The organism is Paraburkholderia sp. SEWSISQ10-3 4 (assembly GCF_030464785.1).
Lineage (GTDB): Bacteria > Pseudomonadota > Gammaproteobacteria > Burkholderiales > Burkholderiaceae > Paraburkholderia > Paraburkholderia aspalathi.
Genome location: NZ_JALPRI010000001.1, coordinates 641889 through 660994, shown reverse-complemented (window position 1 = coordinate 660994; position 19106 = coordinate 641889). Strand labels below are relative to the sequence as shown.

Annotated in this window: 14 protein-coding genes, 2 pseudogenes and 1 riboswitch; of the genes and pseudogenes, 11 read left to right on the top strand and 5 right to left on the bottom strand. The window is 58.2% G+C overall.

Annotated elements, in window-relative coordinates:
• Positions 1–177: 177 nt before the first annotated feature.
• Entirely contained in the window at positions 178–396 is a 219-nt protein-coding gene (locus M0D68_RS02985) for a hypothetical protein (RefSeq protein ID WP_200652976.1), read from the bottom strand.
• 1459 nt (positions 397–1855) lie between these two features.
• A complete protein-coding gene (locus M0D68_RS02980; protein ID WP_266223732.1) occupies positions 1856–4078 on the bottom strand; it encodes a N,N-dimethylformamidase beta subunit family domain-containing protein in 2223 nt (740 codons plus the stop codon).
• A gap of 160 nt (positions 4079–4238) precedes the next feature.
• Between M0D68_RS02980 and M0D68_RS02975 the strand changes: the two genes are divergently transcribed.
• From M0D68_RS02975 to M0D68_RS02960, 4 genes are all read left to right on the top strand, one after another.
• Positions 4239–5360 carry a branched-chain amino acid ABC transporter substrate-binding protein gene (locus M0D68_RS02975; RefSeq protein ID WP_093634094.1) on the top strand — a complete coding sequence of 374 codons (1122 nt, stop codon included), beginning with the start codon at positions 4239–4241 and terminating at the stop codon, positions 5358–5360.
• A 36-nt stretch (positions 5361–5396) separates the two neighbouring features.
• Positions 5397–6404: a trans-3-hydroxy-L-proline dehydratase gene (gene lhpH, locus M0D68_RS02970; RefSeq protein ID WP_200621739.1), complete on the top strand. Its 1008-nt coding sequence runs from the start codon at positions 5397–5399 to the stop codon at positions 6402–6404.
• Positions 6405–6660: 256 nt separating this feature from the next.
• Positions 6661–7401 carry a FadR/GntR family transcriptional regulator gene (locus M0D68_RS02965; RefSeq protein WP_093634092.1) on the top strand — a complete coding sequence of 247 codons (741 nt, stop codon included), beginning with the start codon at positions 6661–6663 and terminating at the stop codon, positions 7399–7401.
• Positions 7402–7555: 154 nt separating this feature from the next.
• Positions 7556–8566 carry an Ldh family oxidoreductase gene (locus M0D68_RS02960; protein ID WP_266223731.1) on the top strand — a complete coding sequence of 337 codons (1011 nt, stop codon included), beginning with the start codon at positions 7556–7558 and terminating at the stop codon, positions 8564–8566.
• A gap of 100 nt (positions 8567–8666) precedes the next feature.
• Here M0D68_RS02960 and M0D68_RS02955 read toward each other — a convergent pair whose 3' ends face one another.
• Positions 8667–9551, bottom strand: a complete 885-nt coding sequence (locus M0D68_RS02955; protein WP_200652925.1) for an alpha/beta fold hydrolase — start codon at positions 9549–9551, stop codon at positions 8667–8669.
• A 103-nt stretch (positions 9552–9654) separates the two neighbouring features.
• On the opposite strand from M0D68_RS02955, the gene M0D68_RS02950 reads away from it, so the two are divergent.
• Entirely contained in the window at positions 9655–10557 is a 903-nt protein-coding gene (locus M0D68_RS02950; protein WP_200652924.1) for a LysR substrate-binding domain-containing protein, read from the top strand.
• Between the two features lie 409 nt (positions 10558–10966).
• Here M0D68_RS02950 and M0D68_RS02945 read toward each other — a convergent pair whose 3' ends face one another.
• Positions 10967–12028 carry a methyltransferase gene (locus M0D68_RS02945; protein WP_093634088.1) on the bottom strand — a complete coding sequence of 354 codons (1062 nt, stop codon included), beginning with the start codon at positions 12026–12028 and terminating at the stop codon, positions 10967–10969.
• Positions 12029–12443: 415 nt separating this feature from the next.
• Here M0D68_RS02945 and M0D68_RS02940 point away from each other — a divergent pair, with 415 nt between their 5' ends.
• The 4 genes and pseudogenes from M0D68_RS02940 (at position 12444) to M0D68_RS02925 (ending at position 16948) form a co-directional block, all read left to right on the top strand.
• A complete protein-coding gene (locus M0D68_RS02940; protein ID WP_266223730.1) occupies positions 12444–13301 on the top strand; it encodes a DMT family transporter in 858 nt (285 codons plus the stop codon).
• 217 nt (positions 13302–13518) lie between these two features.
• Positions 13519–13793, top strand: a pseudogene (locus M0D68_RS02935) (hypothetical protein).
• 1154 nt (positions 13794–14947) lie between these two features.
• On the top strand, positions 14948–15667 hold the full coding sequence (locus tag M0D68_RS02930) for a peptidase E (RefSeq protein WP_093636632.1): 720 nt from the start codon (positions 14948–14950) through the stop codon (positions 15665–15667).
• A 190-nt stretch (positions 15668–15857) separates the two neighbouring features.
• Positions 15858–15941: riboswitch (ZMP/ZTP riboswitch) on the top strand.
• A gap of 155 nt (positions 15942–16096) precedes the next feature.
• Entirely contained in the window at positions 16097–16948 is an 852-nt protein-coding gene (locus tag M0D68_RS02925) for a tetrahydrofolate dehydrogenase/cyclohydrolase catalytic domain-containing protein (RefSeq protein WP_093636635.1), read from the top strand.
• A 238-nt stretch (positions 16949–17186) separates the two neighbouring features.
• Here M0D68_RS02925 and M0D68_RS02920 read toward each other — a convergent pair whose 3' ends face one another.
• Positions 17187–17636 carry an ester cyclase gene (locus M0D68_RS02920; protein ID WP_200621746.1) on the bottom strand — a complete coding sequence of 150 codons (450 nt, stop codon included), beginning with the start codon at positions 17634–17636 and terminating at the stop codon, positions 17187–17189.
• Between the two features lie 314 nt (positions 17637–17950).
• Between M0D68_RS02920 and M0D68_RS02915 the strand changes: the two genes are divergently transcribed.
• Together M0D68_RS02915 and M0D68_RS02910 are read left to right on the top strand one after the other, a co-directional pair.
• Positions 17951–18211 carry a hypothetical protein gene (locus M0D68_RS02915; RefSeq protein ID WP_266223729.1) on the top strand — a complete coding sequence of 87 codons (261 nt, stop codon included), beginning with the start codon at positions 17951–17953 and terminating at the stop codon, positions 18209–18211.
• Positions 18212–18628: 417 nt separating this feature from the next.
• A pseudogene (locus M0D68_RS02910) lies at positions 18629–19096 on the top strand (hypothetical protein).
• Positions 19097–19106 lie beyond the last annotated feature (10 nt).

Below are 19106 nucleotides of genomic sequence, written 5' to 3'. Positions count from 1 at the left end.
TGTTCATGACGGCAATCGGAATGGGCCTCTGGTTTCATGCGACGTTGTCGGCCCCCTCTGGACGACAAGATGAATCGTTGGCCGTAGCAGCCGTCATCGTCGGCCTGTTTTCTGCCGTCTACGCGGGGCGCGAACTCTTCCACAAACGTCGGTAGATCGCCTCATTCTCCACCGCTATCATTGCGCCCCGTTGGCGATAGCCGCGGCGAGGCGGTCTCGCTGCGACTGCAGACGTGACCAGGCAGTTATAAGCGCGTCGAGAGACGCTAGCTCCTTGTCACGAGTTCCCAAACGCTGAAGCAGCGAGATGTACTCCCGTCGCACTGCAATCACGCCCTCAAGTGCCACCAAGGCTTGCTCAACTTCGCAGAGTTGTCGCCGCAGGTCATCTGTCATTTCAATCCTCCTGACGGACGAACGCATCCTGTTCGTACTGGACTCGCTCCAGCGACTCCGGTGCGCCTTGGCACTCGTTGCCGATGCCAAAGGCTGCGGATAATCCGGCGCGCTTCTCTGATTTCCATTAGCACTCTCTTAAGGGCGTAGTGGATTGGCGCTGAGTCACCTGGCGCGGAGTGATCGTACGGGCGCCGTTTCGCTCGAGACGTCGTCTCGCGCCGATGGTGGGCTCGCCAAAGTACTGTGTAAACGTACAGTATCGCGGGTTGCACGTAAAGACCTAGACTTGTAACTCCGACACAAACGCGGAGTGCGCCATGGTCACCAAGACCGTCCGCCGGACATTTTCCGGTCTGACTTCGGCGTTTTCGCCAGGTCCGAAGGGCAAGCAAGGGGTCGCATATACCGTCAAATCAGCCCAGCAACGTGCCGACGAAGCCTGGAGACGTACGACGCACGGAGTCCACAGTTCCCAACTCAGTAAAGTTCCGAAAGCCTGATTTTCGGAAACCAGAAGCAAGATCGAGCCTGCCGTCCGAATTAGCTGTGATCGAAGCCGGAGACGAACTATGACTGCGCCGCAAAAACTTTACGGTGTGACACTGAAGCCCCAAGCCAAGGCTCCGCGTAAGCTGATCGAAGTCCCTGACCCCGAGGCGCGCCCCGACTTTTTGGAAGCCGTTCGCCGAGTCGTGACGGAGAATCGGGAAGTTGGGGAGCGACGACCCCGAGAATAATTCGATCTAGTATGGCTGCCGTAGCTTGCAACCTTGATCAGGATTTCAACCTCGGTCTGCGGATCACCCGCGTCCCGGTATCGCGGACGCGAGAAAGCCATCGCGATCGTCCGAATATTCCTCCGGAGAACATCATTACGGCAACTTTCGGCTGCTCAAGCTGATTGGAGCGGTGACCGATATAGCGATCATTCATGTGGCTGATTGCAGCTAATGGAGGGTCAACGTGGCATCGTTCAGATTCGATGAAATCGAGAGACTTGTTAAGCATAACGACGTGGTAATCGTGCGATCAGACGAACAGAAGATGAAGATTTCTCCTTATCGTGGCAAGCAGCAGCGCGATGCAATTCTTACGTTCTTAAGGTTGTCTGGGGCACACTCACGCGCGATCGTGTTCAGTCACCACTCCCAGGCCGGCCCGATAGGCGTCGACGTTCAATCGGGAGAGTCCTTTACGTGGCAAGGACTCTGATTCAAGCAGCGCCGGATCTCAATTGATCCTGCTCTCGTCCGTCGGGCATAAGACGGCCGTCGGCCATTTAGTGACCTTCGTGACCGACGCCAGGATGTCTGGCGCTCGGCGCGCAACAGCCGTTGCGGGCGTGTAATGCCTATTTCCGATTGCGCGCTGTCTATGAATCGATGATCCCCAGACCTTGTGCACGCCCGCGTTACGGAATGACCTTCATTGATGATCTCGCCTCCGAGCACACTTCCTATACGGGCAACTTGCTCGAGTTGGAGGTGAGGGAGACGGCTAGAAAGCGGCGCAAACAGTTTTCGACAATTTTTGAAATGTCGTTGTCATAACCGGCGTAGTAAAGACTTCCGAGAAAGGAGATTGAGCCGACTGCGAATAGTCCGCCACCGCTCGGGCTGAAGCCGCAGATCATGTGGGCTCGAATGCCGCTATGCACTCTCGGTTTGCCGACCATTCGATTGAAGAGTAGCTCCTCGGGAACGGTCACGAAACTGGCGTCGTGATTGTCGGAGTACGCGACCACTGTCACGTAGGCGGGCGTGCCGAGATCGGCAGCAGTTTGGTCAATTTCGAAGCCTGCAGCGCCGCCGCCCGACAACCCGAAGTTTCCAAGTGGCTCTCCTGCTCCTGCTTTAACCCCCGCGAACAGCCAGGCATGTTCGGTGGTAAACGAGGCCGGCGTGCGCCGATAGAATGTGCCCCGAAAGTCTCCCTCCGCTGTAAACCCGATTCCCGCAACTTTTTGCGGCGGCAACCCGTTTCGACGCCACATCCCCCCATACTCGCCATCCAACTGGTTGTAGTACTCACCGGGCTGACTTTCCCATACCCGCATGCCCGCCTCGGCTCGACGAATCTCAAGCAGATGTGGCGCTGATACGGTGCGCCCGATTTTCCAGTAGAAACCGTTTCCACCAAGATACATCAGGCTTCCGCCCGCAGACCGATAGGCCAGAAGCGCGTCCAGCATTCGGCGTGTATGGTATTCCGGGTGCGATCCGGTCAGGACAACGTCGTAGTGCTTCAACGCGTCGACGCCTTGCTCATCAAGATCCTCGTCGGTAACGACGTCAAATTCAAATCCCTTTTCCCTTAACCAGTTGGTCAGATGAGAGTCCGCGGAAAAGTGGCGCAGACCCGAGCCATGCTCGTCAATGAACGTCAGATAGCCTGGACGCATGGTGAGAACCGGGCGCAAGCGGGAGGAGAGGCTTATGCCCGAACCATCGCTGTGATAGTTGTACGTTGATGTGCCGAATGAAGTGACGACGTCCGAATTGTGCGGATACGCCCCCCATGCTTCAACGCGAGCAGCAAGCGCCCCCGAAAAATTTCCACGGGCGTTGTTGGCGTAGGCCAGGTAAGTCAGTGTGGGCGCAAGGTACGCAATGCGCGCGTGCTCCCCTCCCGACGCAACCGTGACGTAAAACGGGATCGTATCGACGCCTTCGCCATTGTCCACGCGCAGTCCATAGACACCCGATGCCATGTCGGCCGGAATTTTTAGATGTATGGACGTTTGCCAGCCACAGTCCGACAGGTCGTCGGCGTGGAATCGAATCGCGGCGTATTCCTCTGGCGCATGCTTCCAGTCCAGCTCATGTCCGGTCCACCCTGACGACCGAACTGCCCTCATTGGAGCGTTCACAAGCGTCAACGGGGCGTCGCTATCAAGCCTGTTCGGTACATTCGTGTGGACGAGCGTTGGCGTGAAGTCCCAATGTGCCAACACGTTGTCCTCGCGCTGATCGCCGCGTGCATCGCTGCCGGGCGCACGCAATGCCGGGCTTTCGATGAAGCCGTTGAAGGCATGCTCCGGGTGTCCTCTCCAGATCGCCGCAAAGCACACCGTCGAACCTTCGAACGCGGCAGCAGAGAACGGTACTTCAAAGTCTGCCACGTTCCTGAACACCTCTTCGCGCGCGTTCGTGCCTGAGCTGATTGCTTGAACATGCCCGTCACGGTCGATGGATATCTGCAAGTTTGTCCATAAATCGGCGGCGACGGCTAAGCCAGTTGTGATCTGTTCCCCTGCTGCGAGGCTCTGGAAAACGAGTTCGCCGCGATTGAGAGCAATCGCTACACCATGCGTCCCATCATGGTTCTGGAGAGCGACCAATGTCTGAAGGGTGGCGTCCTCAAGTGTGGGCTGAACCGTCAGGTCAAGCTTGACGTGCTGAATGCCCTCCAGAACCGGCATTGGGCCGTAGGCGCAGGAGCCGGGAAACACTGGCTGCTCCTCTCCTGGGTAGGTGCTTTCCAACTGGACATCAATCGGGACCAGTTTCATCCCGGGCCCGTCAGGGTTTGGGTCACAACAATCTATGCGCTCAACCGTTGCCGTAAAAGCGCGATCGCCGCGCGAACTGATTTTGAACGCCAGTTCCTGACCAGCGTGTGCGCTCCACGGGGTTACATAGCCGATGATCGCGGGAATTTGGGAGTCTGAAGTAGTCATAGTCAAATGATCAATCATTCTTGGTGGTGATCCCAGACGCTGTTCTGCGACCACCTACGCCCAGGGAAACCCCCTGTGAGATTTTATTTTGCAATGGTTGCAAATAGAACCAAAAGTGGTCACTATCGAATCCAGTGTACTTTAACCACTGGGGTGTGCGATGAAAAAATTTGTCTCTTCGGTAATGGCGGTTGCTGCACTTCTCGCCTTAGGTAGTGCGAGCGCTCAAGAGGTTGTTCTTGTTGGGGTTTCTGGGCCGTTGACCGGTCCCCAAGCGTCAGAAGGGAAAGACAACGAAAATGGTGCACGCATGGCGGTTGACGAGCTAAATAGCGCCGGGACGACGATCGCCGGTAAAAACATAACATTCAAATTGGTATCGCAAGATGACCAGGCGGATCCCCGGATTGGCGTGCAGGTCGCGCAAAAACTGGTCGACGCCAAGGTGGCTGCCGTTCTTGGTCCATACAATTCTGGAGTCGCAATCCCAGCCTCGCGGCTCTACCAGAACGCCGGCATCCCGATGCTTTCGGTTGCGTCGAACCCGGCGCTGACTCTTCAAGGTTTCAACGAGGTATTTCGTATCGGCGCTAGTGACGGGCAACTCGGCGGAGCGATGGCTAATTTCGCCATCGATAAGCTTAAAGCGAAAACAGCGGCAGTCATGGACGACCGGTCGGCCTACGGACAGGGCGTGGCTGAGGAGTTCATGAGCGTGGCCAAGGCACGCGGGCTGAAGATTATCGACCAGCAATACACGAATGGTCAGGCCGTCGATTTCAAGGGCGTCCTCTCCCAGATCAAGGCGACGAATCCCGACGTCATCTTCTATGGTGGTTACGCGTCGCAAAGCGGCCCGCTAGTCAAACAGATGCGTCAGCTCGGATTGCGGGCGAAGCTGCTGGGCGGCGACGGAATCTGTACGTCTGATATGGCCAAAATCGCAGGTCCCGCAGCGACGAATGCGTATTGTTCACAAGGTGGGGTCTCGCTGGACAAGACGCCGGCAGGTAGCGCGTTCCTGAAAAAGTACAAGACAACCTTCAACGTCGATACGCAGGTGTACGGCGTGAGCTATTACGACGGCATGAAGCTGTTGGCCGACGCGATGGTGAAGGCTGGCACGACATCCGACCGCGCCAAAATTGGTGCGCAACTCGCCAAGTCCACTTACACCGGCGTGGCCGGCGAGTACTCGTTCGACGTACATCATGATCTGAAAAGCTCGGCGACGACCGTGTACACATTCAAGGACGGCGCTGTCGTAACTTACGGCAACTAAGGTCTCAACGAAAATAGTAAGCAAGACGGAGTATCTATGCGAATTACCAGGACACTTAACACGATCGAAATGCACACCGGTGGAGAGCCGTTTCGCATCATCACTAATGGTTTCCCGCGTCTCGCGGGGAAAACCATCGTGGAGCGGCGGGAGTGGATCCAGAAGCATGCGGATGAGTTGCGGAGCGCCATGATGCTGGAGCCTCGGGGCCATGCCGATATGTACGGAGGCTTCCTCACTGAGCCGGTAACCGAAGGCGCGGACTTCGGCATCATCTTTACGCAGAATAAAGACTACAGTCCCCATTGCGGCCACGGGACGATTGCGCTGGCCACCGCAGCGGTTGAATTGGGGTGGATTGAGCGCACGTCGCCGGAAACGCGCGTCGGCATCGACGCGCCTTGCGGATTCCTCGAAGCTTTCGTCCAGTGGGACGGCGAAAATGCAGGGAATGTGCGTTTTGTGAACGTGCCGTCGTTCGTCTGGAAAAAGGACGTCACCGTCAATACGCCAACGTTCGGCCCCGTGTCCGGAGACATCGCTTACGGAGGCGCGTTCTATTTCTACGTCGACGGCGCGCAGTACGATATGGCGGTAGGCGAAAGCAACGTTGATCGACTGAAGCAGTTCGGCGACGAGATCACACAGGCAACCAACGCAGCGTTTGACATCGTTCATCCAGAGATTCCGGAAATCAGAGGGCTCTACGGCACGATCATTTCGAATACGCCCCGTCATCCGGGATCGACTCAGGCGAACTGCTGTATCTTCGCCGATCGCGAGGTTGACCGATCGCCAACAGGGTCCGGCACGGCAGGACGCGTCGCTCAGCTCTACCAGCGTGGCAAGCTACCCTCGGATGGAACGCTCGTGAACGAGTCGATCATCGGAACGATCTTCAGGGGCCGCGTGCTTGGTGAGACGAAATGCGGTGAATTCGACGCAGTGATTCCAGAGATCGAAGGGAATGCGTTTATCTGTGGCTACGGGACGTGGTTGATCGACGAGCGCGATCCTTTGACCTACGGGTTCCTGGTGCGGTAGAGAGGGCAGATTCCAGGCTCACTTCGACGGCAACTGCCGCACTGACGTGACATCCTTTGGCCCATCTCCTTGGTGCCTTCGCGGCGCATTCTGAAATGGGATGCCGCCGCGCTTTTTGCCTTGTGTGAGCCACGGGGAACACTTCGCGCGTGGCCGCATCAGGAGGTGGCATCATGTCGCCACGACGTATGATAATTATCCGTCAATGACAGGTGAACTCCCTCGCATCGGGCGTCAGGAAATGAAAGGAAGTGAGATGGGTACGACACGGCAGGATCTCGAATCGAATTTCAGACCACTGCAGATTTATGAGCAGGTCGAAGAGAAGATCAAGGAGGAAATCCGCACGGGACGGTTCGCGGCCGAGTCCCGCCTGCCATCGGAACGCGAACTTGCGGCGCTCTATGGTGTCGGCCGACCTGCTGTTCGAGAGGCAATAGGGGCTCTTCAGAATGAAGGCCTCGTTGTGACGAAACGGAATTCTGGTACCTACGTGTCCTCTGCGGCCTCTGAGCGTTTACTTAATGACGACGGCAATCATGGCGCTCAGAACGCGGAACCAGATTTTAGTCCAACGGGAACGCTCGAAACGCGATTCATCCTCGAACCGGCAATCGCACGACGAGCCGCCGCACGAGGCAAGCGCGACCGCCTCGCTGAGCAATACCTTGCGGAGATGGAGACGATCCAGGACATTGACAATCCTGAGCAGCGCGCACTTTGGAACAACAGCGACAGAATGTTCCACCGCCAACTAGCGGTAATGACCGGTGACGCTTTGCTCGTCAAGATCGCAGACGAAGTAGCGAAAACAATGGATCAACCGTTGTGGAAAAGGCTCAAAGACGACGGAATCTTCGATCCCTTACGGATACGTCTGTATGCGTCCGAGCATCGGCTTATTTACGAGTCGATCGTGAGCGGTGATGCTGACGCAGCAGGGTTCTACGTGGAGCAGCATATCAAGCGGGTGCGGCGAGATATTGCGCCCAAGTAGAGCCGGCTTGATCAATTAGCTGGCCGCGAACACTCCACCATCGTCGACAAAGCGATCGCCGCGGCGATGTCCCCGCCGATCATCACCAGACTCTGGATACAAATCGAACGCGCATGGCCGCGCGGCTACTATTGAGAGACGGACTTCAGAAGATATGGCAGAAATAGTTCTTTCACTTGATCACTTGCACAAGTTGGCCTTTGACGTATTGGCATCCAATGGTCTAAGTGCCCGTCAGTCGGACGCGATGGCGAAGGTGCTCGTTGCGGGCCAGCGGGACGATTGCCACTCACACGGTGTATGGCGCCTTATTGGGTGCGTAAAAACACTGAAGTTGGGCAAAATCAATGCTGATGCTGAACCGCAGATAAACGATGTCTCGCCTTCGCTTGTTAAGGTCGACGCGCGGTTCGGATTCTCTCCGCTTGCGTTTGAATTGGGGAGTCGGGTACTCGTTGAAAAGGCGAAAAAATCGGGTATCGCCGCTCTGGCAATCAACAACTGCTTTCACTTCAGCGCTTTGTGGCCGGAGGTCGAGGCTATCGCTGCTGAAGGCGTAGCCGCACTGGCCATGACGCCTACCCATAGCTGTGTAGCACCTGCTGGCGGAAACAAGCCGCTCTTTGGAACCAACCCGATCGCGTTTGCCTGGCCACGCCCAGGCGCCTTTCCGTTTGTGTTCGACATGGCTACAAGCAGAATCGCCCGTGGCGACATCGAACTGCACAAGCGGTCCGGCTCCAGGATTCCGAGCGATTGGGCGATCGACGAAAACGGTCAAGCTACCGACGACCCCGATAAAGCATTGAGGGGGGCCATGCTTACATTCGGAGGCTATAAGGGTTCCGCGCTTTCAGCGATGGTTGAATTGCTGGCTGGGCCGTTGATCAGCGATATGCTCAGCCCGGAGTCGCTGGCTTTTGACGAAGGCGTAGGAGCGGCCCCTTGTCATGGTGAAATTGTCATCGCGTTCGACCCTGCGGTCTTCGCTGGCGCTGCTCCTACAGACAACCTGCAGCGCGCTGAAACTCTGTTTGAAGGAATCGTGGGTCAGGGCGCACGTCTGCCCTCCCAGCGACGATTCGATGCGCGACAGCGTAGCATCGAGCACGGCGTGTCGCTCTCAAAGGAACTCCACGACGAACTTACCCGGCTGATTTCGTGAGACTTTTCGCGTGATAGGTCGCGTCCTGAATCCAGACCTCGAGTGCCGCAATCGCCGCGAATGTCCTCTCAGCAGATTGCATGCGGACGTTCGCCGTCTCCTATCGACAGAACTGCAGAATGGCATCGGCAACTTCCTGCGGCGCTTCGCGCTGCGGGAAGTGTCCCACTCCATCGAGCACCTTTCGCTCATAGCGCCCGAGGAAGAAAGCCTCCCGTCCCTTGGAACTATCGGGATGGTTGCAGGTGTCCGCCCCTCCGTGCAGCACGAGCGTTGCAACCGATAGCCCCGGCGCGGGATTCAGACGTGTCTCGTCCTCGGCATAGGCCGGATCGCCGTCGACAAAACCCCAACGGTGACGGTAAGAATGGAGCACGATCTCGGCCCAATCGTCGCCCTCGAATGCCTGCGCTGCCTCGTCGAAGTCGGCCTCCGCATACCAGCCGGCCGGTGCCCAGGTGTCCCACATCTGTCGGGCGAAGGCCTTACGTTCGTCCCGCACTACACGCGCGCCGCGCGGCGTGGCCATAAACCAGTGGTACCAGTAATTGCGCGCCTGCTGCAGGGTCAACAACTGGTCCGGGGCGTTGGTACCGTATCCCACAGATAGCATCGCCAGATGTGAAGCCACGCCGTCTCGCAAGCCGCAAGCATTTGCGACCGCGCGTGCGCCCCAATCATGACCGACTAAAACCGGCCGCTCCACACCCAGCACGTCCAGGAAATCCAGCAGATCGCGGCCCAGCGCGGACAACTGGCCGCTTCGAGGCGTGGCCGTATCGAGGAACCGGGTGGGCGCGAAGCCTCGCAGCGCCGGCGCGAGCACACGGTAACCCGAGCTGGCCAGTATCGGCGCTACGCTCTTCCAGCACTGCGGGCTGTCCGGCCAGCCATGCACCAACACTGCTGTGCGCGGCCCCTGTGGGTTCCATTCGAGATAAGCGATGTCGAGCCGCTCAGTAGCGGCGTGGCGATAGGTGTGCATGGTGTTCCTCGTGCAATCAGGGATGTGCCACGATAGCTCGACTTATCGTGTCGATTGCTGAATAATCATTCACCATTGATAATTTTTCGTGTCGAATGATTTGATGGACATTCTGACTGCCGCCGACGGTGTTCCGCTCGATACCGTGTTGCTGCGCACCTTTCTCGAAGTCGTGGACAGCGGCAGCTTTGCCATGGCCGCCGAGCGTCTGGCGCTGACGCCGTCGGCCGTAAGCGGACATATCAAGCGTCTGGAGCTGATCGTCGGGGTTGGCCTGCTGACACGCACGACTCGCCGCCTTGAGTTGACGCAGGGCGGCGACACCTTGTACGCCTACGGCCGCAATATCCTGGATCTGGAGCGCGAGGTCCGCGCGAAACTGCGCGGCGCGCCGTTGCGCGGGCTGCTGCGGGTCGGTGCATCGGAAGACTTTGCGGGAACGTGGCTGCCCAAAGTATTGCAGCGTTTTCGCCAATGGCACCCTGAGGCGACGATCGATCTGAAAGTCGGCGTCACGGCCGATCTATTGCGCCAGCAAGAGCGCGGTCGTCTGGATCTTGTGTTCGGCAAGCAATGCAACCGCGTCGAAAAAGGCGGCGAACTGCTGTGGGAAGAGCCGCTAATCTGGGTGTTCTCGGAGGATCAACCACTGGATCCTGACCAGCCGCTGCCGCTGGCCGTCTTTCCCGATCCATGCATCTATCGGGAGTCTGCGATTACAGCACTGAACAAGGCGGGCCGGGCGTGGCGGTTGGTGTTCGAGAGCAGCAGCATGGCGGGCTGCCTGTCGGCGGCGCGCTCGGGTTTTGCTGTTACGGTCATCGCCGAAAGTCAGCGAGTGGAAGGCCTGTGCGTATTGGGTCGCGAACAAGGATTACCCAAGTTGCCGGTTGCACGTTTCTACGCGTTTCCTCGCTCAGACTCGCCCGCCAGCATGGCCCTGATAGATGCTGCACGCCGCGCCGGCCAGCAGGTCCGCTTCAGTCCACGTGCACTTCGTGGCTGATTGATCCATCGCATCCTTGGGCGTCGACATAGTCAACGAGAAGTTGCAGGTAACCGCGACGATATGGCGTGTGGTTTGGCGGGCTGCTTTATCGGTTGGCAACATTGGCCTTGCGGTGAACATGGGGCTGTTATCGCCACTGAAGCGGGCATGTTCGAGTCGCTCGGAGAGAGTTGCTCGGGGTCGAACTGAGTCTCTCATCATCCGGCTGAGTTCGGCCATCTACGGCCGCTGGCCGGCGCTCTCGGATGGACATTCAAACGTCGGCTTCCCGTCCGGCAAGCCGACCTTCGTTCGACAACTACACTCGCCGGCCGTTGCGGACGGTCACGGAATGCGCGCAATGGCTCGTTGACAGCGTGGCGTCGACGTCCGCAGCGGAGGATGCTGAGGGGCTGCCGCCCCGCTTCTATCTGATTCCTATCACCATCGAGTCCGGGCCGGCAAGAGGCTCGACACGTATCTGCGTGAAGCCGACTTCCTTCATCCATGTGCAGCACTGCGCGCCGGTATAGTCGAAGCCACCGGACGTCTCAATAAGCATGTTCAGGCTCATCAGAAGGCCGAAGGCATTCCGCCTGCGGTCATCGTCAATCACCGCATCGTAGACGATCAGGCAACCTCCAGGAGGCAGTGCCGCGTAGCACTTCGCCAGGAGTACTAGCTTCTGTTCAAGGTCCCAGTCATGGAGGATGTGTCCCATAACGAGCACGTCGGCCGAGGGGCAGGAATCCTTGAAAAAGTCGCCCGGATGAAAAAGGAGTCGCTCCTGCAGGCCGTGCGACGTCACGTACTCGTCAAACACGGGGCCCACCACCGGCAGATCGAAGCCACCGCCGCGTAGGTGGGGATGGGCGAGCGCGACCTGCACGGGTAAGGCACCTTGTGCCGTGCCGATGTCGATGAAGGTGCCGTAATTCTGCCAGGGGAATTTTTGCGCAATCGCCTTGGCTGCACCCAGACTGACCCCGCTCATCGCTCGCAGGAAACTTCGCAGCGTGTGTTCGTCGTGATAAATCGAGTCGAAGAGGTTACCACCCTGTTTCGCCTCGTTCTGTGGCTGTCCGGTGCGAAGCGCTTCGGTCAGCGAGCCCCAGAATGGATATAGCCGGGCGTTGGCCATTTCCAGTAGTCCACCCACATAGCTTGGCTTGGCCATGTCGAGAAACAGGTCAGAGTCCGGCGTATTGCGGTAGGTCCCGTTTTCACGTTCCAGCAAATTCAATGCGACCAGCGCGTCGAGGAAATCGAGAACCGATCTCGGATGCAGTCCGAGCGCTTCAGTGAGTTCCGCCGCGTTGTGAGGACCGCTCGCCAGGCGCGTGAACACGCCGAGTTCGACAGCGGAAAGCAATGTCTTGGACGCCCAGAATCCCATGCCCAGTTGGAGTAATCGCTCAGGCGTGAGTTCGGGCTGGGACGCGCCGTTAGCGCCTGATTCCTGCCGACCCGCGTTTGGTGTGCTTTGCATAAACTACTCCCAGAGCGGACGTGTGGTGAAGGGCCAGGTGCCACGGTGGGTGAGCTGGTGTTGTTCAGCATAGCTAACGTACAGGGCGAAATCCACCCCCTGATGTATTGGTCAAAAGCGGATTTCTGTCGCCCCGGGGACCAGCGCGTTTTAAACAGATGTACGGCTTCGGGTGGATTGCGTTCCTTTGGGTCGGCATGAGCCGATTGCAAAAGGCCGCGTTCGGGCCAGAGACGACTGGTCACTGACGCCCATCAATGACCGCTGGTCGATCAACGCGCATTTAGTGCCGCCTTTCTAAACACAATCAGTCGCTCCAACCGTCGATGTGGATCGCTCCGCCACCATCATCGCTCGTACTGGCAGCGCAATGGCCGGATACTGGCGGAAGATTCAGGTTTTTTGGGGGATTTCCGTGTCACCCGTGCGTGTCACTGTGCTGACGCTGCTTGCAATGGTCGCGTTTGCAGCGAATTCATTGCTATGCCGGCTAGCCCTCAAAGGCACCGGGATCGATGCAGCGACCTTTACGTCGATCCGTATCGCGTCGGGCGCCCTCTCGCTCTCGCTGATAGTGCGGCTCCGGGGCTGCAGGGTGAGCGGCGCCGGAAACTGGCTGTCGGCGCTGGCGCTGTTCGCCTATGCTGCCGCCTTCTCGTTCGCATACCTGAGCCTGCCGGCGTCCACTGGAGCCCTACTTCTGTTCGGCGCTGTGCAAACGACCATGATCGGCTACGGCATCCGAAAGGGTGAACGCTTCGAAAGTCAGCAATGGATCGGATTGACATGCGCGTTGGCAGGCCTTGCCGGGCTGCTGCTTCCCGGCCTCTCGGCGCCACCGCTCGGAGGCGCTGTCCTTATGCTCGGCGCCGGCGTCGCTTGGGGCATCTATTCGCTGCGCGGCAAGGGCGCAGGAAATCCCACCGCGGTGACGGCCGGCAACTTCCTGCGAGCAGTTCCACTCGCCGCTGCGCTCAGCGCCGCCATGTCCGCCCACGCTTCGATTGATTGCGCCGGTTTCTGGTACGCAACGGGTTCCGGCGCGGTGGCCTCCGGCATTGGCTACGCCATCTGGTACACGGCGTTGCCCGGTCTGAAAGCCGGCAATGCGGCCACGGTGCAGTTGAGCGTGCCGGTCATCGCGACGCTTGGCGCAGTCGTATTTCTTGGAGAGAGCGTGACCATCCGAATCGTGTTGGCCTCGGCAGCAATCCTCGGAGGTATTGCCCTGGTTGTGGTGCGTCGGGGAACCCAGCACGGCAGGCGGGCGTAAGAGGGCGGTGGACGACGTGGATGTATTGGGACTGACGATCGCGCTTGCCTGCTTCAACGCCCCTTCATCGGTCTTATGCGAAGCTTTCCATAAGGCCGAACTCCTGGCTCCCTATGCGGGGCGACGGATTAACTCCAAAATTGGCTTCTTTTTAACGGATTGGACTCCCCATCGTCGGCGCACACTGACATCGTGCCAATCGCGCAGGGAGCCTGAGATGTCTTTCCGCCACGACAAAAGTTACCAGTTCGAAGTTGGCCTGCCGGACGTATCTATGTCCGATTGGAACGGTCCTTCGCCTACTCCGACGCGGGCATGATGCGCGGCCTGCACCTCGCGTCGGAGTCCGTGTTGCGCCTAGCGACGCAGACTCACAACGCCGTCGCACGTGGCGACACGGTGGGTGCGGAAGTAGCGCGCGTATCGCTCGAAAAGCAGCTGGCACTGACCACGTGCCTGATCGATGAGCTATTGCTCAAAGGTACCGACTAACCTACGACACATTGATTGGCCGTCAGGCCAGACAGAACTAATCGCAGTGTCGAACTTCCGAAGACTGAAATGAGTGCCTTGACCGTAATTCTCAGCATCTGGACGATGGTAGCAATCTGCGCGATCCTCTTCATCCGTGGCGCCAGCCCGCGCGTTGAGCGGACCACCAAATCGCCGCAACGCCGCCCGGCGCGCTTTTCAATCGCTGAGTAACGGCGATCAGCCTGCCAATACGGCGGCGGGCGCGGCCGCTTCTTCGACCTCACCCGAATTGCTTCCTTCGTTAAGTGATTGTCGTGAAGGGCAACAATCAGCAAACGCCATGCTGCGGATACTCCGCGACGGCGAGGCAGACGAACACGACGGGCGGTAGCCTCCATAGCCTAGCTGTCAGCTTGCGGCCATGAAGGGACCGTCGGCGCGCATAGCTAAATCGTCAGCAATCTACGGCGATACGTCGACGACGACGGGGAAGTTTGAAGGATCTAGCCATACGGCAACCATAAGGCTCCAATGCGGAAAGTATGCGTACTTATTGCTTTGGCGGTAACCACTTCGGGAGCAATAGCAAACCCGTCAGTCGCTGCTTTTTTGGGCTTGGAATATGATCCTGTGGTTCAAGCTGCTACTCGCCCTCACGGATTGATTGACGCTGTCGAAGATGATTCGGGGCCGCTGCGCACGCAAGCGCAGACGTGTTTCGAACGGCCCGCAGCGGAAGAGATGATCCGCTCTGAGCGGGTGTCCACAGACGCGTTACCAAGCGTGTCGCCCTCTCTTGGGATCTTCGGGTTCCTGCATGAGTGGCTGCAATCGACGTGCTCGCTAGCCGCCAATTCCATCTAAAGCAGCGCGGACAGTGGATTGCCAAGGCCCACAACGCGCGTGAGGATGCGATGCACGCGACTGCGAGGCCACAATCGCGGATCCAAACGAAACGGTCGAATGCATAGGGCGAGTAATTGGTGATGTACGGACCAATGGCCGCTTTTGGGTATGTCGAGAGACCGGTACGGGTCGATCTGAGTCGGGTGCCGGAGGGCTCAGTCCGGCCACTTTCAGACGGTCGACTCGGCCCCCCAAATCGTCGACAATCGCGAAACCAAGCGGCTTCCAGTTCGCGCGACAACCCACGATCAACGCCGGGGGCATCCATGCAACGTATCCTTGCAGTAGGCGGCGGAGGCTTCATGATGGAGGACACGCCATCGCCCATCGACAGGCATATCACTGGTCTCACAGGAAAGGCGCGACCGCGTATCTGCTATCTGGCCACGCCCAGCGGTGACTTGCCCGCGCATCTCGACAAGTTCCACGCCGCGTACGGTGATTTGGGTTGTGAAACGTCTCATCTTGCATTCTTTCGGCAACCCGACGCGAGGTCGATTCTTGTCTCCGACTTCCGTGCAAGGCTACTTGAGCAGGACGCCATTTTTGTCGGTGGCGGTAACACCAAGTCTGCACTTGCCGTCTGGCGCGAGTGGGGGCTTGATACGGTTTTGAAAGAGGCGTGGGGGAGCGGTGTGCTGCTCGCGGGCATGAGTGCAGGCGCAATGTGCTGGTTCGAGGCCGGGCTCACCGATTCGTTCTGGGGCTCAGCGTATCGTCCGCTCGACTGTCTGGGATTACTGCCTGGTGGCTGTGCCGTTCATTACAGCAGCGATTCGAAGAGACGCGAGACGTTACATGCAGCACAACAAACCCGGTCGATCCCATCTTCGATTGCCATCGATGACTTTGCGGCCGTTATGTACGTGGGCACATCGATCAACACCGTGGTTTCGTGGCGAACGGGATCGACCGCGTATCAAACCTATTGCAAAGGCGGCACGGTCATAGAGACGGCGTTATCGGCCAAACAAATTAGCGTGTAACGCCTACAGTGTAGATTCCACTCAGAGGACACCAAAGGGCCGCCCAAGCTCAGGCGCAGGCGCAGCCTGTCGCGTTGGGCGACGGTCGGCCAGAAACGGCCAAGCGACGCAGACACCTGAATCGTTGGCAATCCATGTCTTTGCTTTCTGCGACTGACCTTGCGTAGCCACAAAAAAGCCGACTAAAATAACGTGTCTACCTAACTGGCGAGCAATAGATGGGTCACCATCGGGAAGCGTAGACGGTCGAACGCCGTTCGCCTGGGCATCTTGATTAATCTCTTTGAGACTGCCCATGATCATTGCCAAAATCCCTTCTCTGTCCACGCGGCTCGCGCTTAATCAATCGCGCTCCCATTCACTCCCGCTTTGCCCTGTTCAGTATTTGAGCCATGCCGGTTCCAGATTGGTCATGCAAGGGGGAAACGCATGAGCACACTTCTCGACGGTAAAGCAGTAGCGGCGTTGCACGAGCGGAAACTATCCGAACACGTTGCGGCCCTCAAGGCAAGAAATGGCGGCCAGACACCCATACTGGCTACGATCCTTGTAGGAAATGATCCTTCGTCAGCGACGTACGTCAGCATGAAGGGCAGTGCATGCCGGAGAGTTGGTATGGACTCGATTGTGATCAAGTTGCCTGCGAGCGCGGCGACGGATGACGTGCTTTCCGCGATTGACAAGCTCAACGCTGACAAGACGGTGCATGGCATTCTGCTTCAGCACCCGGTGCCGGCACATGTGAACGAACGCCGGTGCTTCGACAGAATATCCATCTCCAAGGATGTTGATGGCGTCACCAGCCACGGCTTTGGTTTGATGGCGTTAGGCGAACCCGCCTTCGGGTCCGCAACGCCCGCCGGAATCATGCGCTTGCTGGCTCATTACAAGATCGATGTCTCTGGCAAGCGGGCCGTGGTCGTGGGGCGCAGTCCCATTCTTGGAAAACCGATGGCGCTTATGCTATCGAATGCGAACGCGACGGTCACTCTATGCCATTCGAAGACATCAAATCTTGAAGCGGAAATTCGACGTGCCGAAATCATCGTCGGCGCAGTAGGAAAGCCGAACTTCATTCGTAGCAACTGGATCAGCGACGGAGCAATTGTTATCGATGCCGGCTACCATCCCGGCGGCATAGGCGACATCCATCCCGATGATCTGATGGGCCGATGCGCAGCGGTGACGCCGGTTCCGGGAGGTGTGGGGCCGATGACAATTTCAACGCTTATCGCCCAAACCGTCAGTGCCGCCGAACGTGCGTGTGCAGCCATCCAATGAGTGTCCGCTGTCGATAGAGTTGACCGGCCGTTTTGGGTCGAAGTGAGCCGACCGCGTCAGGCAGCAACCGGCCAGGAAACGACGGCCGACGCTGCCGCTTCGAATAACTGTTGCTGGCCACAGGCTTGACCTTCACGGTTGGCGTCACGGGCTACAACGAGCAGGGGTACACCCGACCCGTTGTAGCGTTAGATGCACATGGCGTCACGCAAACATATCGGACGCATCGTGCCTTCGATCACGCTGTTTTGATGAGTCCGAGTTGCTGCAGAGCGGTCACGCCGTCGTCCAGGCCGATTTCTTCAATGATCCTGCCGTCTTTTAGCTGGAGCACAGTCGTGCCAGTGAAGCGCATTTTCCGTCCGGTCGCAGCCGGCAACGATCCAACGAGGAAATCGCTGAATGCCGGACCGGTATGTGTGCCGCCACCTTCCCAACGACCGACTACGTAGTCCCCCTCGGCGATGAGATCGGCGGCACCCCAGAAGTTGAGATCCGGGAATGCTTCGCGGAAATCGCTCATGAATGCCTTGATGTCCTCGCGTCCACGGCGCGGCTCGTGCAGCGAGTAGCGCAGAAGCATGTCGGGAGCGGCAAGCTCGTCGACGACTTCGAGGTTGCAGGTCTTGCCCCAGAAATCGGTGAACCAGCGGCCTACGATGGCCTTGTTGTCATCTTCCTTGGACATGGTGAATTCCTCATTGACTGCGGTTGAAAGAGAGATGCACGATCGCTCCTCTCTGCCTGAACAATATTGGCGCGAGCGGTCAGCGGCCCCCCGTTTCTTGCTGCAATACTCGAAGACCTTCATCTCAATTGAACAGCAAGAAACGGAGTGCCCGTACCGGTCTGCTGCGCTAGTTTGAGCATTCGATCCCGCATTGCCGAGGTCGGCGGACGACGCGCGGCGCGTCCGAACCACACTGATCTCGCAGGCGTCCGACATGTCAATTCTTTCATCGTCATCGCGCTCGCCTGTCTTTCATCGACTGGAGTTTGACCATGTTGCCCTTTCTCTCGCTTCACGCTCTTGCAGCACAACGCGGCGACGGACTGCGCCCTGAACTTCTCGCCTTGTTCGAACGCCATGTCAGATTGGAGACTGGTCTCGTTGCGATCATCGAACCTGTCGAAGCAGAACTCACCTCCCATGCGGTGGACGTTGTTCCCAAAGTCCCTGTGACGCTGCGCGGAGCCGATGAGTCTTCGGCGGAAGTCTCATGCCGCTGCGAAAACGGACAGCGGGAAGCGAATTCTGAGTGACTCAAGCGGATCGAAAATGCGCATTCGCTGAAGTTGGGATCGGGTATTCGTGCGGCGAATCGAAGCACCGGCCAAACACACGCCCCTTCGTCCTAGCATCCCTTATCCGTTTGGCCAAAATCAAACATTTGGCCTACAAGGTTGAAGGCATTCCACGCCACCTGATTTATAATTGCCAGGTCGTTGGGAAACACCCGGCGGCCGGGTTTAGCAGCCTGTAGTCGAAAACCGCACACCCGCTCAGGCGGGTCGTGCGTCTACCTCTGCACGTCTATATTTCTATGGGCGGGCCGTGGTGGGGAGCCGCAAGGCTCGCCGGTTTGTTTTCGACCCGGTCTGCTAACCTGCTACGTGCCCGCTCACCCCCTTCCCAAGCGAGTGTCGGGCGATCCAAGAAGTAACAGGGAGATCGTCACCATGAGCAAGCCCAGCAAAAATCAACCCGCATCACGTCCGGCTGTCGACGCAATCCAATACGAAAAGCTTGCCCTGTCGGCCTTCGATTTATGCGACCGGCACCTGGCTCAACTCGATACCTTGATCACACTTGCGTCCTAGATATGTAGGAATCCTTCCATCACGCTGGAGGAAAGAAGGCGTCGTCAGACGCTTCTTGAATTGCTGGTGGACAAGGCTGAGCAATATCAGCAGGAACTCGAATGCGACCGCGAGTTGTACAAGGTGATTGCGCTCGATGCGAAGGGCGTTCCGCAAAGTCGCATCACAGCACGCCACGCAGCGAACCTGCTTGCGGAAGAGGTGGCGCAGCGAGCAGGCGAACCGATGGCCACCGCAAATGAGCCGCAACGCCAAAGCCCGGCAGAGAAAACTGCCGCAGCGTTAAGAACCGACACGGATCAGCAACCGGTCGTCGCGCAACACTAGGCGATCAAGA

Bases quoted from the DNA above. Each gene is read 5' to 3' on its own strand.
- M0D68_RS02985 (WP_200652976.1), bottom strand. From the start codon at position 396: ATGACAGATGACCTGCGGCGACAACTCTGCGAAGTTGAGCAAGCCTTG.
- M0D68_RS02980 (WP_266223732.1), bottom strand. From the start codon at position 4,078: ATGACTACTTCAGACTCCCAAATTCCCGCGATCATCGGCTATGTAACC.
- M0D68_RS02975 (WP_093634094.1), top strand. From the start codon at position 4,239: ATGAAAAAATTTGTCTCTTCGGTAATGGCGGTTGCTGCACTTCTCGCC.
- lhpH (WP_200621739.1), top strand. From the start codon at position 5,397: ATGCGAATTACCAGGACACTTAACACGATCGAAATGCACACCGGTGGA.
- M0D68_RS02965 (WP_093634092.1), top strand. From the start codon at position 6,661: ATGGGTACGACACGGCAGGATCTCGAATCGAATTTCAGACCACTGCAG.
- M0D68_RS02960 (WP_266223731.1), top strand. From the start codon at position 7,556: ATGGCAGAAATAGTTCTTTCACTTGATCACTTGCACAAGTTGGCCTTT.
- M0D68_RS02955 (WP_200652925.1), bottom strand. From the start codon at position 9,551: ATGCACACCTATCGCCACGCCGCTACTGAGCGGCTCGACATCGCTTAT.
- M0D68_RS02950 (WP_200652924.1), top strand. From the start codon at position 9,655: ATGGACATTCTGACTGCCGCCGACGGTGTTCCGCTCGATACCGTGTTG.
- M0D68_RS02945 (WP_093634088.1), bottom strand. From the start codon at position 12,028: ATGCAAAGCACACCAAACGCGGGTCGGCAGGAATCAGGCGCTAACGGC.
- M0D68_RS02930 (WP_093636632.1), top strand. From the start codon at position 14,948: ATGCAACGTATCCTTGCAGTAGGCGGCGGAGGCTTCATGATGGAGGAC.
- M0D68_RS02925 (WP_093636635.1), top strand. From the start codon at position 16,097: ATGAGCACACTTCTCGACGGTAAAGCAGTAGCGGCGTTGCACGAGCGG.
- M0D68_RS02920 (WP_200621746.1), bottom strand. From the start codon at position 17,636: ATGTCCAAGGAAGATGACAACAAGGCCATCGTAGGCCGCTGGTTCACC.
- M0D68_RS02915 (WP_266223729.1), top strand. From the start codon at position 17,951: ATGTTGCCCTTTCTCTCGCTTCACGCTCTTGCAGCACAACGCGGCGAC.